We start from the raw sequence: 16018 nt of genomic DNA, 5'->3' as shown, positions 1-16018 counted from the left end.
TGGGGTATAGCCAAGTTGGTAAGGCAGCGGGTTTTGATCCCGCCATTCGTAGGTTCGAGTCCTGCTACCCCAGCCATACATAAGAAACCGGTCCTTCGACCGGTTTTTTGTTTTCTGGCATAAATAAAGTTGTAATCTAACGACTTATTCCCTCTTCACTCTTTTTTTCCACATGCTACTATGTTTCCCTACTATGTCTTTTTGAGCTCTCCTGCAAGGTACTCTTTTTAAAGTACGCTCTTTTAAGGTTTATTCATTTTAGATAGTGGCCTTTTAAGCGATTAACAGCCTCTTGAGGTTTTCTACGGGTCTCACAACAACAAAAGCAAAGGAAAACGCGTGATAGAAAACTTTGTCTCGGCGGTAAATAACGTTCTATGGGGTAACGGCCAAGTATTAATCATCATGCTATTGGTATGTGGTATTTGGTTTACGGTTAAATTGGGTGGTGTTCAAATACGTCATTTTGGTCATATGTTTTCCTTATTAAAGGGAAGTAATAAGGCGACCAAAGACGGGATTAGTTCTTTTCAGGCATTATGTACCAGTTTATCAGCCCGGGTAGGTACAGGTAACTTAGCCGGGGTAGCTGTAGCTATCTCACTTGGTGGCTCTGGCGCTATATTCTGGATGTGGATGATTGCCATACTAGGCATGGCCACAGGCTTCGCAGAAAGCGTTTTAGGGCAATTATATAAAGTACGTGATGAAAACGGTGAGTTTCGTGGTGGCCCTGCGTATTACATTAAACAAGGCCTAAATAAAACCTGGTTAGCCGTAGCTTTCTCTTTATGCCTCTTCTTTGGTTATGGCTTCGTATTTAGCGCGGTACAAGCAAACACCATTACTGATGCATTGAACAATGCCTACCAATTCCCTAGCGAGTACACGGGTATAGCCATTATTGCCCTAGCCTCTTTAATAGTGATAGGTGGCTTACGCGGTATCGCTAGATTTGCTGAATTTGTTGTACCTTTTATGGGTATTGGCTATGTATTAGTAGCACTGGCTATTACCTTTATAAATATTTCAGAACTTCCGGCCATGCTGATGGATATCATAAAATCTGCATTCGGTTTACAAGAAGCCGGTGCTGGCGCATTAGGTGCAGCGATTAAAAACGGCATCCAACGTGGATTATACTCAAACGAAGCTGGTAGTGGCTCTGTGCCTCATGCAGCGGCCAGTGCGGTACCTAATCCTAACCATCCAGTATCGCAAGGCTACATTCAAATGCTGGGCGTATTTTTAGATACCATGGTGCTGTGTACTTCTACCGCGTTTATCATTCTATTAGCCGGTGGTTCTAGCTCCGATCAAATGGAAGGCATTAGACTAACCCAAGACGCAATGAGCAGCCATTTAGGCGAAGGGGGTACCGACTTTGTTGCCGCCGCTATTAGCTTATTTGCATTCACATCAGTAGTAGCTAATTACGCCTATGGCGAAAGTAACCTACATATGTTCAAACTGGATAACCGTGTTGGCCGAGCCGCCTACACAATTGGTTACTTAGGTATGATTTACTGGGGTGCTCAAGCTGCTATGCCGCAAGTATGGGCCATGGCCGATATGGCATTGGGATTAATGACCGTTATAAATATTATCGCCATTGTATGGATGACGCCTACCATTGTGTCTATCAGCAAAGACTACTTTGCAAAACGCGATAGCGGCGAAAAAGTAGAATATAAAACTGGAGACTGTGAAATTCAGGGCAAATCTGAAGACGGTATTTGGTAAGACTTACACTTAAAAATAAAGTTAAAGATAAAACTAAAAACACCGCTAAAGCAGTGGCAACTTTTTAAGAAGTTTTTAAATCGTCGCCACTGCTTTTTTTATCGCTACGGCTAAATTTATTTTGGTCTTAACAGCTCAAACATATTGCTGCTATCTACGGTAAAATAATCCCCCGCTCCACCACCGCGCATAACCGGTTCTGCTTTCAAGGTTTTGTATACACCCGCTTCAATCATGTCTTTTTGTATATGCACACCCACAACTTCACCCATCACAAACCAGCTTTCACACAAACCGCCTTCAGCATTTTTAAGCTGTACGATATCGGTAAGCTTGCACTCCATACTGACGGGGCTTGATTTCACCCTAGGCACATTGACAATGTGTGATGCTACGGTATCCAAACCAGCAAACGCGAACTCATCTTCATCAGACGCTAATGGTGCACTGGTTTGATTCATAGCCTCTAATAATGGTTTACCGACAAGATTCCAACAAAACTCACCGGTCGCATTAATATTTTTAAGTGAATCTTTATTGCCCACGCTTGAAAAGCCAATAATAGGTGGCGTGTAATTAAGCGCGTTAAAGAAACTATAAGGGGCCAGGTTTAGCTTACCGTCTTTACTTTTAGACGAAATCCAACCAATGGGCCTAGGCGCAATAATGGCGTTGAAAGGGTCGTGGGCTAGACCATGCCCTAATTTAGGTTCGTAGAAGTGAATGTCAGACAAGAATGTTCCTTAGCAATCATCGTGATTAATTAACCAACTTTTTCCATTGTGAGTATAGCCGCTAAGGAGTTCAAAATGCAGTAATGAGTTTAAGCTGGGGATTAGCTTATGCCGGCTATGAGTTTAGGCTACTTTTGAGTTTGGCTAGCCTGCATGACTTGGCAGGTGTAATGATTTTATAATTACGATGTGTTGCCTGTTCTTTTGCTCTCCAGATGAATAGCAAAAGTGCTAAACCGTTAAACAATCATATACAAAAAACGGCGTTAAGCCATGCTTATACGCCGTTTTGTATCTTTATGCCTTAATGCAGCGAATTATTTTTTCTTCGCTTTTTTAAGCTCTTTCTTAAGCTTTTTAAGTTTACCTTCTTGCTTAGAAATTTTAGCTTTTGTTACTTTAATTTCTTGTTTAACTTTTTTAGCTTTAGCCATTGGAAATATCCTTTTATTGCTATTGGTTATTGAGTGAGGAATGCTAGGCAATATACGCTCACTCGATGTAATCACTGCTTTAAGAGCAAATGCATTTTTGATAAAGCAAAAGCGCTAGTCCGACGACTTGGCTTTTTGCTCTTCAGTGAATTCTTTGATAAACCGCCTGATCTCTCTTGCCGCTGTGGTATCAAGCTCTTCACAGAGATGAATAAAGTCGGCACGCTCCTGATCGTTAATGCGAATAATCAGCTGACTATTCTTTTTTTTATTCTTTTTCTTATCCAACGTAAGTCCTCATCAAGAACGGGGTTATCCGTATCAGCCAGCCCTAAAATGCCAGAAGATACCAGTTCACGCGATTTATGGCTATACAGCATATAGCATTTGTATATACATTTAAAGTGATAAAATTAGTCGCAAGTCCTCTAGCTTGTGAGCTAGTGGAAGCTATTACTTAAGCTTGATGTTTTGAGGAGCCAATGGTAATCGAGGCAATTACCATTGGATACTAGTTTAATTCAAACTAGGTCTATCGTTGTCCAAGCAGGGACATAAAGAGCACGACATTGATATTTTTAACTAGTCAAAAATAAGCACCCAATTCGATGCTCTACTTTTGTCCGTTATTTATGCCCTATTAGGAATTACGATGATTGATAGATCAATCACTTTGCTTACCTATGTCTGCCGAATTCAGCACTATCCCTTCGATTGTGTTACCAGATAGTCGTAAACGTTTTACAGCTGCTCTCACCGATTGCTTTTTAGTGGAGCCGGCTTTGATAACAAAGATAATAGAATCCGCGAATCTAGCTAATGTAAGGGTTTCACTCTGTGCTTGGCAAGGAGCAGAATCAATCACTATTTTGGTATATTTGTGTTTGAGCTTTTCTATTAAAGTTGAAAATTCATTGCCAGTAAGCAGTTCGGACATATTGTAGGTATGATTGCCTGCAGGCAATATATCTATGCCTGATTTTGTGTCTGGCACAATACAGTTCTCTGCATCGAGCTCGGAGTGCAAAACATTACTTAGGCCAAGTTGATAAGGCGGTAATCCGAAACGCTTGGCTATTGATGGCTTTCGCAAATTGGCATCAATTAAGAGTACTTTTTCCATTTGGCCGAAGCTAAACGAAAGGCTAAATGATGTAGTTGAGGTTCCATCATTAGGCTCTGCTGAGGTAATCAGGGTCACTACATCGTTGCTATTTAGTTGCCCTACCATTTGGCCAGTTCGGATATTATCTATTGCGTCGGTAAACTCACGGTATTTTTCGTCGAAATATACATGGAGCGGTAAATTGTGTTTTTTCTTCTTACTTAGTTTTGGTATAAAACCTAGAAGTTTGGCTTTTAGTTCTTCTTCAATTTCTTCCGCGCGCCGGTAGGTATTACTAAAATACGCAACCACCAACACTACAAGGCTTGCGAAAATAAAGCTGAACATCAAAACGATAAGCAAAAAGACTGTCGTTGCGGGCTTCATTGGTGTCAAAGGACGTCTTGCTGAATCAACAAACCTAGCATTTTCAAAACTAAAATTATTGTTTGAGTTTATTTTTTCTAAACGGCTACTCATTAAGTTTTGTACTTCACTCAAACGAGTCACGTCATATTTCAATCGGTTAAGTTCAACCGTAACCGCTTCGGTTTTTTCATTATTTTGGTCTGGTTGTAAACTTGCTTCAGTTTGTTTTAAAGCATCTAGTTTTTCTTCTAGGTTAGGAAGCTCGATTTGAACCTGATTAGCTATTTGCGATTTCGCCTGCTGCACGCTTGTATTTGCAGCTATATAATCGGGGTGTTTAGGCCCATAGCGCTTATTAACTTTATTAAATGACGTTATTGCTTCTCTCTCAGCTAGTGCCAATTTTTGAAACGATGGCGTTTCTATAAATTGATTCAAGAGACTGGTATCTGGAACCTCTAATAACTCAACCTGAGATAATATAGTTTCTAGGTTAACTCGTTGCGCTTGGACTTCTTCAAGGGCTTTTAAATCGTCTGAGGGTTCTATTGGCGTCTGTCTTTCACTGACTGCGTTTTCAGTTTTTTGTTGCTCGATAAACTGCTTCAATTCATTTTCAGCTAACGCCAATTCTTCAGTAATATTTTTATTTCGGCTTTGTAACCACGTTATGGCTTTATCAGCTTCTTCCATCCTAATACTAAGCAAACCATCAATATAAAGTTCACCTAACGTGTTAACGATATCCATCGCTAATTGAGGATCTTCTGACTGAAAGCTGATTTTAACCAACTGGGTTTTAGCTACGGGGTTAATAGAAATATTATCTTTGAACCATCGAAGGGTTTGCTGAAGCTTTATGTCGTCAGCGGAAATTTCACTAGATAAAGGCTCTTCTGGTGCTCCAACGAAATCTCTTATCGTTTGTTCAATAAGCGGGATTCTTAATGCTCGCTTTATCTCAGACATAGCAGAGTCTTCACGACTACTAGACAACGGGTATAATTTTTCATAGACCTCTACTAGAGCGAGGTTTTCTATTACTTCAAGGGCTAATGATTCAGATTGTAATATTTTAAACTGTGTATGTTGGTACTCATCATCGCCTGTATAGATAGCAGGTTTGCTAGGCGCCGACTTTTCTTCTTTAATATAGAGAGTAGCCTTAGCCTCATAAATTGAAGGTAACCTCAATATCAAAAGTGAAGCTATAAGCATAGTAATAACGATGAAAAGCACTATTTTCCATTTGTTTTCCTTAAGTGTTTCTAAACAAAATCGAACACTTAATTGCTTTTCGTCTGCGTTTTGCCTTGTACGGATTTCCATTTTTAATTCGTTCATCTTGTACTCTATTTTACTTCCTGTAACCGTCGTGAGGAGTTCACTGAATAATGATAACATCACCAGCTTGTATCAATTCTTCCCTTTTCACGTTTTCAATAATTATTACGCCACCTTCGAGTTTACGTCTAACCTTAATTTGTTTCTGTGATCCGCTCTCATTGAAGCCCCCCGCTGCTTTTATGGCTTGAGCAAACGTTAAACCAGGCTCAAACGGATATTCTTTGGGTGATATCACATCACCATTAATAACAAAATGGCGGTACTCTTTAATAAAAACATCTACTTCTGGATTTAATAAATAATCACCTTTCAAACCGTCTACAATTATCCAACGTACTTCTGAAACAGTTTTTGATTTAACTTTTATTCTACCTAAGAATGGATATTCAAGGGTTCCAGTAACGTCAATTTCACTATCTATTGATAAATCAGGTTCTCCACTCACTCGAATACTTATAATATCACCCGCGTTAAGCGTATACTCATAACGTTGTGCATCAGAATAAAAACTGGTCAATAAGACTATTACTCCAACCACAACACGATTAAAACACATACTCCCACCTTTAACTCTGTCGCAAATTGCTAATTATCTCAGTTATGCAATGCTTAAATTCAAACTTATTAACAGACACTTAAGTTCAAAAAATTATATGAGCATATAACTTATATAACTAAATTATCTGCAAAACTCGAGCATTCCTCGTTTAACAAGAATGTAAACTCTTTCATCAAAACTCACAGGTTACACCATCCCAATCGAGAAATGCTAAATTATATTAACTGCTTTTACGACAATACTTTTAAGTAAAGAAAGCATGTACATGAACTAATAAATAGGTTCAGTTAAATAAAGCGCGAATGATTTCGCATTAGCCAAATTACTTGTAATAAAAGCTGACGATATTTAACAATTTACGATTTCAATTTTCACGTACTGAGGGTTAACTAACAAGATTAGCTTTTGAGCTAATAAGCTACTTTCTTGAGTAAGCCCCAATGTTAGATAAACTCGGAATAAATCGATACGTAGCGAGGCGCTAGTTGAAGAACATGTATATAAACAATCTCGCAGCTTCTATAACTTGCTGTGCATTAGCGAGGGAATTTCAGCACTTGGGTTAGTGCTTTGTACTTGTTTGTAACAACTGGATTTAGGTGCCCCTCATTAAAAAGACGGATTCTGATAATCAGAACCCGCCTTCGTTTTTTTAAATTACCAGCAATAGAATTTATTTTAATATCAATTAATCACTGTTAACTCAATTTCCTGCCGGCCTGCCTACTTCGGTTCCCAGGCAAACGATTTAAATGCATCGTCTACAGGGGTTTCAGCTAGGTGGTTTGTGTAGTTACTCATCACTTTTTGCGCCAAAATTAGAATAATTTCTAATAGTTGCTTATGAGCATAACCTGCATCGTAAAACGCTTTAAGCTGTGCATCATCGATATGGCCGCGACCACGAGTTACCGCTAGTACGGTATCTTTTAACGTGTTTAGCTTGGCATCAGAAAGAGTTTCGTCGTTGCGTAACTCTTCAATTAGCTCATCACTTACCTTCATGCTTTTAGCAATACCGGTATGCGCTGGTACGCAGTAATGACACGCATGCTCTACGTTAACCGCTTGCCATACTACAGTAAGCTCTTCTGCGTTGAATGACGTATCTTGCGCCAAACCGTGAAGTATTTGATAACCTTCAAGCAACGTTGGCGCTTCCGCCATTACTGCATGCAAGTTAGGGATCATACCGAAAGCTTTTTGAGAATTCTCAAGAAGTGGTTTAGCTGCTTCTGGTGCGCTATCTGCTGTGTGTAATGTAAAATCGCTCATGTCACTCTCCTATTGATGTGAACTGAAAACCAGTAACTAAAATGATAATAAATACTGATTACGTTTAGATGTAATACAATATAGGTTTACTTGAACACTTGTTCAAGTCATAATTGAACAAGTGTTCAAAACATTCGAATATAAGGTATACCAGAATGAAATATGCAGAGTCTGAAGTGATTGAGAAGGCCACCACGCTTTTTTGGCAAAAAGGCTTTCAGGCCGCTGGTATGCGCGATATTCAACAAGCCTTAGATATGCGACCAGGCAGCATTTACGCCCGCTTTAAAAGTAAAGAAGGTTTGTTCCAATTAGTAGTGGAAAAGTATGTAGCCAACACTCAGCAGAAGCTCAGCACCGTTATTGATGACAATAACCCGCTTGATGCCTTACGTGCTTTTTTTGTCAGCGAGCTTATTAACCCCGAAGAAATGCGCTTTCAGCGCCAATGCTTGTTAATTAAGTCTATTACCGAATTGGAAATGTTGGGTGATAACGGCAAACAATCTGTGCTTGATGGCATGAGTACGTTAAGAACTTGCTTCAAATCTATTGTAGAAAAGGCCGTTCAAACCAATTCACTACCCGCGAGCACACCGGTTGATAAAGCTGCCGATTGGTTACAAAACCAATTTGTAGGGCTTCGTACTTTTGCCTTAATGCAAACCGACGATCTCGCCATTGAATCTATGATTGATAAAGTACTCATCGACCTTAAAACGTCCTGGCCTGAGTAATGATGTAAATGGTGGGTGTGCATTAGCAACTTTCCTCAGCATGGATGCTGCGGCAGAGCAGCTATGGATGGTTTTACGCTCATGTGCTTCTAAAGGTTTTTTTGCTCGATGTATCTAAAGAATTGGGAGTGCTTGCATTAGAAACCTTCCACAGCATGGATGCTGTGGCAGAACGCCCATAGATGGGTTTACCGCGCGTTTCTAATGCAAGCTCTCACAAGGTCCACCATCTTCCCATCCGAACAACTAACTAAACATCATTCGAAGAAGTTGTGCTACCAGTAATATGCCCATTAGCGGCCAAATCCACTTCGCCCATTTGGCGGTGTCTTCGTCGCTGATGCGCATTTTAGAGCGCTCGATAAGTGGTATCACTATGAAAAGTGCGCCGAACAGTACGGCAAGTATTATTAAAACTTCCATTCTCGCATTCCTATCGCATATTTAAGTACTTCCCGTTTGGCTGGCTCAAACTGCTGAGCTACAGAAAGTAACTGGTTTCTTAACCATTTAATGGGGCCAATATCGTTACTAAACAAGCCGTAGAAACCATCCATGGCAGACATCATTAACCCGTTATCACGCTGGCGCGGTTTTTCGTAGCTTGTTATTAAGCGCTTTCTAAACTCTAGCGACGTTAAATCGATGCGCTCAGCTGTAACCGCCAATAAGGTTTCAACATCTCTAAACCCTAAATTCACGCCCTGCCCTGCTAATGGATTAATAGTATGCGCCGCATCGCCCACCAAAATAACGCCATCGGTAACGTAACGACTAGCATGCGCACGGGTTAAGGGGAATCTGGCTTTATCAATTACCGTGAAGTCGTTACCATTTTTTAAAAGCTCACTAGGAAACGCATCTATAATGGCTTGCTTTAACTGAACGGCAGTTAGGGTTGATAGGCGTTTGAGTTCATCGGGCGAGTCGTACCATACTAACGAGGCGTAATTGTCGAACATTGGCAAAAACGCTTTAGGGCCATCAGGGGTAAATTCTTGCCATGTAATAGCATCAACCGGATTTGTCATTTCAATGGTAATGCCCATGGCTTGTTGGCTGTATTGCCAACCAGACACGCCAATATTTGCAGACTGTCTAACTTGCGAAGCCGCACCATCTGCGCCAATAAGCCATTTAGCGTGAATAGTTTCGCCGTTATCTAGATTAAGGGTGGCGGCATGGGCTCTCGAGGCATCAGAATCAACCGAGCTACTAACCGAGCCACTAACCGAGCTTTTGCCAAGCGTGATATCGGTAACTTTACAGCCGGTAAACCAGGTAACGTTATCAAACGCCTTTAGCGCTTGATGACACCCTAACTGTAATAAACGGTTTTCAACAAAAAAGCCTAGCTGGGGCACATCAATACTTTGTGCGGTAAAGTCCGTTCGATGGGCTGGGTCGTCCCATACACTTAAGCCGGTATAGGGTTTAACGCGCATTGCTTCAATGTATTCCCACGCCCCTAACGACCTTAACAAGGAAACAGACGCATCACTAATGGCAGAAACTCTTAAGTCGGGCTTACTGAATTTATCGAAGCCTGTAGGGATATGGGGTTCAATAATGGCTACACGGTATTGCTGCTTCGCTAAACCTAGTGCAAGCGCAGCCCCAACCATACCACCGCCATTAATACAAAAATCATACATACTGTAAATCTCTTTTACTTACCTACTAACTGGGCCACTAGCTTAGCCGCTAGAATACTCAGAAAATTACCCGCTACATGACTCACTGCAATAACCAATAGCTTACCCGCTTTGCAATCGTAACTTATACGAATGTGAGCCCAAATACGTTTGCCTTTTTATATTACTTATTTGTTCTATTTCACTCTTTATATCAGCCACACTGCACTTGCACGATGGCTGTGCATTAAATTCCGGCGAATGTGGGTGAATACACTGGGCAATCGACGTTATAACAGGTAAAATACGCGGCTATTTTGAACATCTTCCCAAAACTGCAGTGGCAGGCTTTGCCAGAAATTACACCTAACCTAGTTAGCGTGTGGCATTTTCAACCGCCAGTCAATTGCTTACGGGAACTCTATCAGGTTATCGACTAGTTGTTATGACTAAAAAGCTGTATATCAAAACCTGGGGCTGCCAAATGAACGAGTATGACTCGGAAAAAATGGCAGACTTACTCGACTCTACTCATGGCTACTCTGCAGCAGAAACTGCGGAAGAAGCCGATGTTATCTTGCTTAACACCTGCTCTATTCGTGAGAAGGCGCAGGAAAAAGTGTTCCACCAGCTTGGTCGTTGGAAGAACCTTAAGCAAAATAAACCCGAGCTTATTATTGGTGTTGGCGGTTGCGTAGCTTCTCAAGAAGGTAGCGTTATTCGTCAGCGCGCCCCTTATGTTGATTTAGTTTTCGGCCCGCAAACATTGCACCGTTTGCCCGAAATGATTAACCAACTTAAAGGCGGCGAAAAGTCGGTGATCGACGTTAGCTTCCCTGAGATTGAAAAATTCGACCGCATGCCAGAGCCTCGTGCTGAAGGCCCTACGGCGTTTGTTTCTATTATGGAAGGGTGCTCTAAGTACTGCACATTCTGCGTAGTACCTTATACCCGCGGTGAAGAAGTAAGCCGTCCGGTTGATGACGTATTACTAGAAATTGCCCAGCTAGCCGGTCAAGGTGTACGAGAAGTTAACTTGTTAGGCCAAAACGTAAACGCGTTTCGCGGTGAAAACCACGATGGCACCGTATGTCGCTTTGCCGAGTTATTAGAGCTTGTTGCAGCTATCGACGGTATCGACAGAATTCGTTACACCACGTCGCATCCGGTTGAATTTACCGATGATATTATTGACGTGTACGCCACTATCCCTGAGCTTGTAGATCACCTTCACTTGCCTGTACAAAGTGGTTCAGATCGCATTCTCAACTTAATGAAGCGTGGTCACACGGCCATTGAGTATAAGTCTAAAATTCGTAAGCTTCGTAAAGTTCGCCCTAACATTAGTATGTCGAGCGATTTCATTATTGGTTTCCCAGGTGAAACCGATGCTGACTTTGAAGCCACAATGGACCTTATCCAGGCCATTGATTACGACCTAAGCTTTAGCTTCATTTACAGTGCACGCCCTGGTACACCTGCAGCAGACGCGGTAGATGATGTAACCGAAGACGCGAAGAAACAGCGCCTGTACTTGTTGCAACAACGTATAAACCAACAAGCGTTACGCATTGCCCGTAACATGGTAGATACCGAGCAGCGTATTTTGGTTGAAGGCCCTTCAAAGAAAAATCCTATGGAGCTTTCAGGCCGTACTGAAAATAACCGCGTAGTAAACTTCGAAGGTACGCCGGATATGATTGGTGAATTCGTAGACGTGAAAGTGACAGACGTATTTTCTAATTCATTACGTGGCGACGTTATTCGCCGTGAAGATGAAATGGGCTTGCGTGTTGCCGTTTCGCCCCAATCTATTATGGCTAAGCACGAGGCTGATTTGCCTGACGCAATAGGCGTAGGTCAATTCAACCCAGCATAAATAGTAAAAGTGAGGAATACAGTAGTTTGAGTACATTGGTAAGTAATGAATTTGATTTGGAACCGGCAGACACAAAACGTTTGTCTAACTTATGTGGCCCGTTTAACGACAACATTAAGCAAATAGAACGCAGGTTGGGAGTAGAAATTACTTACCGAAATAACGCGTTTAAGGTGCTAGGTGAGCCTCGCCAAATCCATAGTGCTACTGAATTACTTAAGCAACTGTATGTAGAAACACAGCCGGTAAAAGGCCGCTTACCCGAACTTGAACCTGAGCAGGTGCACCTTGCTATTCAGCAAGCCGCGGCTTTAGAGCAAGATACAGAGTCCGGCTCTGGCGATTTCGGTAAAGAAGTGCACATTCGCACCAAACGCGGCGTTATTAAGCCCCGCAATCCGAATCAAGCTCAGTACGTGGCTAATGTTCTAAATTACGATATCACTTTTGGTGTGGGCCCTGCGGGTACAGGTAAAACATACCTTGCAGTAGCCGCAGCTGTTGATGCGCTAGAACGCCAAGAAATACGTAGAATTCTTCTTACGCGCCCTGCTGTAGAAGCGGGTGAGAAGCTAGGCTTTTTGCCGGGTGACCTTTCTCAGAAAGTCGACCCTTACCTACGCCCGCTTTACGATGCTTTGTTTGAAATGTTGGGTTTCGAAAAAGTGGAAAAGCTAATGGAACGTAACGTGATAGAGGTTGCACCATTAGCTTATATGCGCGGCCGTACGTTAAACGATGCTTTTATTATTTTGGATGAAAGCCAAAATACCACGATAGAACAAATGAAAATGTTCTTAACCCGTATTGGCTTTAATTCAAAAGCGGTTGTTACCGGAGATATCACCCAGGTAGATTTACCTCGTGGTACCCGTTCAGGTTTGCGCCACGCTATTGAAGTGTTAGATAACGTAGATGATATTTCGTTTAATTTCTTTAACGCTGATGATGTAGTAAGACACCCTGTTGTGGCTCGTATTGTTCGCGCCTATGAACATTATGACGCTGAACAAGAGCGAGTTCGTATAGAAAAGAAAGAAGAAGCCCTTCGCCTTCAACGTGAGCAAGCTGATGCTAATGCCTCGTCTGGTAGTTCATCTAATAGCACATCTGCACAACAAAATAGCGATACCAAGTGATCGCTATTGTAGATTACCAGCAAGCTTATGATGCTGATGATGAAATGGCTAAGGCCATTCCTTCTATTGAGCAAATTGAAACCTGGGCGAATGCGGTACTGGTAGCAGAAAATACCGGTGAGCAAGAAATTACCGTACGCTTCACCGATGATGAAGAATCACAAACGCTAAATCATGAATACCGAGGTAAAGACAAGCCTACAAATGTGCTGTCTTTTCCTTTTGAAGTGCCGCCAGGCATAAAGATGAACTTGCTTGGCGATTTGGTTATTTGTGTGCCTGTAATCATGCGTGAAGCGGTAGAGCAAGACAAAACACCCACCAACCACTATGCCCATATGGTCGTTCACGGAATATTACACCTTCTTGGATACGACCACATTGACGATGCCGACGCGGACATTATGGAAGCGAAAGAGATTCGTATATTGGCAACTTTAAATATTGGTAATCCATATCAATAAAACCCAATAACGCCAACGAGTTGCATCAGGGTAAGCGCGCATTTCATGTGCAAAAAATCAATAAAGCATTGACGCCCCACCCCAAGACATTTAACGTTGACGTTGTATTAATAAATTAGCGGACATTATGAGCGACGATAACCCTCACTCTACCAACGGCTCCTCAGGAAAAAGTTGGTTAGACAAGCTTAAACTTTCTATCTCTGGCGAGCCGAAAAGTAAACAAGAATTGGTTGAAGTAATTACTGAAGCCGAACAGAACGAAATCATCGATCCCCAAACCCGAGAGATGATTGAGGGTGTTATAGGTGTCAACGAAATGCGAGTTAGGGATATTATGATCCCACGCGCGCAGATGACCACCATAGATGTTGAAAAAAATGTAGATGAATTCCTACCTGTCGTGTTGGAATCAGCCCACTCCCGCTTCCCTGTTATTAGTGAAGACAAAGATCATATTGAAGGGATTTTGCTAGCTAAAGATTTGCTAAGCTATGCCTTCAACTCTGAGAAAAGCTTAAATCTACGCGATATATTGCGCCCTGCTGTTATCGTGCCGGAAAGTAAACGAGTGGATGTACTACTGAAAGAATTCCGTCAACAACGCTATCACATGGCCATTGTTGTAGATGAATATGGCGGTGTTTCTGGTCTTGTTACCATTGAAGACATTCTAGAGATTATTGTTGGCGAAATTGAAGATGAATACGATACCGAAGAAGACGGTACCGATGATATTCGCCCGCTAAATAAATCGACTTATTCTGTTAAAGCGCTAACACCTGTTGACGACTTTAACGCCTTCTTTGAAACCAAATTCAGTGAAGAAGAAGCGGATACCATTGGTGGTATTGTGCTTAAAGCGTTTGGGCACATGCCTGAAACGAACGACGAAGTTACTATTGGTGATATTCACTTTAAGGTAACCAACTCTGATAAACGCCGTCTTATACACCTAAAAGTGTCGGTGGCCTCTCTGGAGTAACTCCGTTGAAACGGTTCATTCCTTATTTACTGCTTTTACTAAGCGGCGCTAGCTTAACGCTGGCGTTTGCGCCCTTTGGTATGTGGCCACTTGTCATACCTGCATTTGCATTAGCAATACGACAAATCATAAAGCTTCCCCTCCGCCCTCTCTTAGCTGGCTGGGTGTTTGGGCTGGGTTGGTTTGGTGCAGGTATTAGTTGGGTACACGTGAGCATTGCCGATTTTGGTGGCTTACCTCTAATTGCTTCTATTGCCATAATGCTTGCGCTGTGTAGCTACCTTGCGCTGTTTCCTGCGCTAGCATTCAAATTAACTGCTCGCTACTTCCCTCACCGACTTTGGCCGCTTGCCCTACCGTTATTCTGGGTATTTGCCGAATGGTTACGAAGCTGGTTACTAAGCGGCTTCCCTTGGTTGTCTTTAGGCTACAGCCAAATAGACAGCCCGTTAGCTGGGTGGGCACCTATTATTGGTGAAACTGGCATTACTGCGCTGCTGGTTATAGCGGCCTGTTTATTTGCAGTGTCTAACACAAAGCGCCAATTTGCTGGTGCGATTGTTGTTACCTTGGCTTTATATGTGAGTGGCTTCATTGCTAATCAGCACACATGGGTCGCCCCTAAGAAACAGTACAACGTAGCGATGGCGCAGGGTAACATTGCGCAGTCTTTGCGCTGGGTGCCTGAACAAGACGCCCCAACCATGAACCGTTATTTAAACCTTACTGAGCCGTTGTGGGGTAACGACCTTATAATATGGCCTGAAGCGGCAGTTCCAAAGTTAGAGCCCCTTGCATTAAGTTATTTAGCTGAAGTGAATGCCCGCGCCTTTGATGAAGATACTGCGCTTATCACAGGCATAGTAAATTACAATTGGGAAACCGATGAAGCGTGGAATAACCTCATTGTATTAGGTAAAAGAACGCCCGATTCCTCTATGCCCGATTATCAGTATTTTCACAATAACCGGTTTGCTAAACATCATTTGCTACCTATCGGTGAATTTGTACCTTTTGAAGATTGGCTACGCCCGTTAGCGCCCTTGTTTGACTTACCCATGTCTTCCTTTGCGCGAGGTAATTTTCAACAAGCAAATCTCGTTGCCAACGGTATTCATTTGGCTCCCGCGATTTGCTTTGAAATCGCATTCCCAAGACAAGTGGCGGCGAATATCTACAAAGCCACCGACATGATTATTACGGTAAGTAATGATGCGTGGTTTGGTCATTCCCATGGTCCTGCCCAACATTTAGAAATTGCTCGAATGCGTGCGTTAGAGTTCGGCCGCCCTGTGGTGCGCGCGACTAACAACGGTGTCACTGCTTTTATTGACCATAAAGGCAATATAACTGCACGATTACCTCAATTTGAAGCGGCCAGTTTAACGGCCCCTGTATTGGCTACCACAGGGTTCACGCCCTATTACTTAGTACAAGATATGGCCGTATGGTTGCTAGTATTGGTATTTTTCATTATTGCACTGTGGCTAAGAAAACGTGCTGGGCTTAGTGGTTATTAATTTAGTGAAGAATATGTTTAATGAAGAATACCTTTAGTAAGCAATACACTTACTGAAGAAGGCGCTTACTGAACAACCTTGGGTTTATTATCAA

14 protein-coding genes and 1 tRNA gene are annotated in these 16018 nt (G+C 42.2%); 8 read left to right on the top strand and 7 right to left on the bottom strand.

The window, feature by feature from the left end:
* Positions 1-76, top strand: a tRNA-Gln gene (locus Q4561_RS17120).
* A 263-nt stretch (positions 77-339) separates the two neighbouring features.
* A complete protein-coding gene (locus Q4561_RS17115) occupies positions 340-1743 on the top strand; it encodes a sodium:alanine symporter family protein (protein WP_303462325.1) in 1404 nt (467 codons plus the stop codon).
* Between the two features lie 116 nt (positions 1744-1859).
* On the opposite strand, the gene Q4561_RS17110 is transcribed toward Q4561_RS17115, so the two are convergent.
* The 5 genes from Q4561_RS17110 to Q4561_RS17090 all read right to left on the bottom strand — a co-directional run bounded on the left by Q4561_RS17110 (position 1860) and on the right by Q4561_RS17090 (position 7566).
* Positions 1860-2477 carry a flavin reductase family protein gene (locus tag Q4561_RS17110; RefSeq protein WP_303462323.1) on the bottom strand — a complete coding sequence of 206 codons (618 nt, stop codon included), beginning with the start codon at positions 2475-2477 and terminating at the stop codon, positions 1860-1862.
* A 548-nt stretch (positions 2478-3025) separates the two neighbouring features.
* The gene (locus Q4561_RS17105; protein ID WP_303462321.1) at positions 3026-3199 is read right to left on the bottom strand and encodes a hypothetical protein; all 174 of its coding nucleotides are present in this window, start codon (positions 3197-3199) and stop codon (positions 3026-3028) included.
* Between the two features lie 376 nt (positions 3200-3575).
* Positions 3576-5729, bottom strand: coding sequence for a polysaccharide biosynthesis tyrosine autokinase (locus Q4561_RS17100; protein ID WP_303462320.1), 2154 nt, complete (start codon positions 5727-5729; stop codon positions 3576-3578).
* A gap of 40 nt (positions 5730-5769) precedes the next feature.
* Positions 5770-6288: a polysaccharide biosynthesis/export family protein gene (locus tag Q4561_RS17095; RefSeq protein ID WP_303462317.1), complete on the bottom strand. Its 519-nt coding sequence runs from the start codon at positions 6286-6288 to the stop codon at positions 5770-5772.
* 726 nt (positions 6289-7014) lie between these two features.
* Positions 7015-7566, bottom strand: coding sequence for a carboxymuconolactone decarboxylase family protein (locus tag Q4561_RS17090; RefSeq protein WP_303462316.1), 552 nt, complete (start codon positions 7564-7566; stop codon positions 7015-7017).
* A gap of 155 nt (positions 7567-7721) precedes the next feature.
* Between Q4561_RS17090 and Q4561_RS17085 the strand changes: the two genes are divergently transcribed.
* Entirely contained in the window at positions 7722-8303 is a 582-nt protein-coding gene (locus Q4561_RS17085; RefSeq protein WP_303462314.1) for a TetR/AcrR family transcriptional regulator, read from the top strand.
* 246 nt (positions 8304-8549) lie between these two features.
* Here the strand turns inward: Q4561_RS17085 and Q4561_RS17080 are convergent, their stop codons facing one another.
* The gene (locus Q4561_RS17080) at positions 8550-8726 is read right to left on the bottom strand and encodes a hypothetical protein (protein ID WP_211069439.1); all 177 of its coding nucleotides are present in this window, start codon (positions 8724-8726) and stop codon (positions 8550-8552) included.
* Positions 8714-9958 carry an FAD-dependent monooxygenase gene (locus tag Q4561_RS17075; protein WP_303462312.1) on the bottom strand — a complete coding sequence of 415 codons (1245 nt, stop codon included), beginning with the start codon at positions 9956-9958 and terminating at the stop codon, positions 8714-8716. The genes Q4561_RS17080 and Q4561_RS17075 overlap by 13 nt, the downstream gene beginning before the upstream one ends.
* 424 nt (positions 9959-10382) lie before the next feature.
* Between Q4561_RS17075 and miaB the strand changes: the two genes are divergently transcribed.
* The 5 genes from miaB to lnt all read left to right on the top strand — a co-directional run bounded on the left by miaB (position 10383) and on the right by lnt (position 15924).
* Positions 10383-11816, top strand: coding sequence for a tRNA (N6-isopentenyl adenosine(37)-C2)-methylthiotransferase MiaB (gene miaB / locus Q4561_RS17070; RefSeq protein ID WP_303462329.1), 1434 nt, complete (start codon positions 10383-10385; stop codon positions 11814-11816).
* Positions 11817-11842: 26 nt separating this feature from the next.
* Positions 11843-12955, top strand: coding sequence for a PhoH family protein (locus Q4561_RS17065; RefSeq protein ID WP_303462310.1), 1113 nt, complete (start codon positions 11843-11845; stop codon positions 12953-12955).
* Complete coding sequence (gene ybeY / locus Q4561_RS17060; RefSeq protein ID WP_303462308.1) at positions 12952-13419, top strand: rRNA maturation RNase YbeY; 468 nt, start codon at positions 12952-12954, stop codon at positions 13417-13419. Before Q4561_RS17065 ends, ybeY begins: the two co-directional genes overlap by 4 nt.
* 127 nt (positions 13420-13546) lie before the next feature.
* Positions 13547-14404, top strand: a complete 858-nt coding sequence (gene corC, locus Q4561_RS17055; protein ID WP_303462306.1) for a CNNM family magnesium/cobalt transport protein CorC — start codon at positions 13547-13549, stop codon at positions 14402-14404.
* Between the two features lie 5 nt (positions 14405-14409).
* Positions 14410-15924: an apolipoprotein N-acyltransferase gene (lnt, locus tag Q4561_RS17050; RefSeq protein ID WP_303462304.1), complete on the top strand. Its 1515-nt coding sequence runs from the start codon at positions 14410-14412 to the stop codon at positions 15922-15924.
* The last annotated feature ends 94 nt before the right edge of the window (positions 15925-16018 follow it).

Source organism: Alteromonas sp. 1_MG-2023 (assembly GCF_030547075.1).
GTDB lineage: Bacteria > Pseudomonadota > Gammaproteobacteria > Enterobacterales > Alteromonadaceae > Alteromonas.
The sequence above is the reverse complement of the archived record's forward strand: the minus strand, read 5'-3'. Positions and strand labels throughout refer to the sequence as shown.

What these genes read in the sequence shown, in the direction of transcription:
- Q4561_RS17075 (WP_303462312.1), bottom strand. Translation starts at nt 9,958, where the DNA reads ATGTATGATTTTTGTATTAATGGCGGTGGTATGGTTGGGGCTGCGCTT.
- Q4561_RS17085 (WP_303462314.1), top strand. Translation starts at nt 7,722, where the DNA reads ATGAAATATGCAGAGTCTGAAGTGATTGAGAAGGCCACCACGCTTTTT.
- miaB (WP_303462329.1), top strand. Translation starts at nt 10,383, where the DNA reads ATGACTAAAAAGCTGTATATCAAAACCTGGGGCTGCCAAATGAACGAG.
- Q4561_RS17100 (WP_303462320.1), bottom strand. Translation starts at nt 5,729, where the DNA reads ATGAACGAATTAAAAATGGAAATCCGTACAAGGCAAAACGCAGACGAA.
- Q4561_RS17080 (WP_211069439.1), bottom strand. Translation starts at nt 8,726, where the DNA reads ATGGAAGTTTTAATAATACTTGCCGTACTGTTCGGCGCACTTTTCATA.
- corC (WP_303462306.1), top strand. Translation starts at nt 13,547, where the DNA reads ATGAGCGACGATAACCCTCACTCTACCAACGGCTCCTCAGGAAAAAGT.
- Q4561_RS17095 (WP_303462317.1), bottom strand. Translation starts at nt 6,288, where the DNA reads ATGTGTTTTAATCGTGTTGTGGTTGGAGTAATAGTCTTATTGACCAGT.
- Q4561_RS17090 (WP_303462316.1), bottom strand. Translation starts at nt 7,566, where the DNA reads ATGAGCGATTTTACATTACACACAGCAGATAGCGCACCAGAAGCAGCT.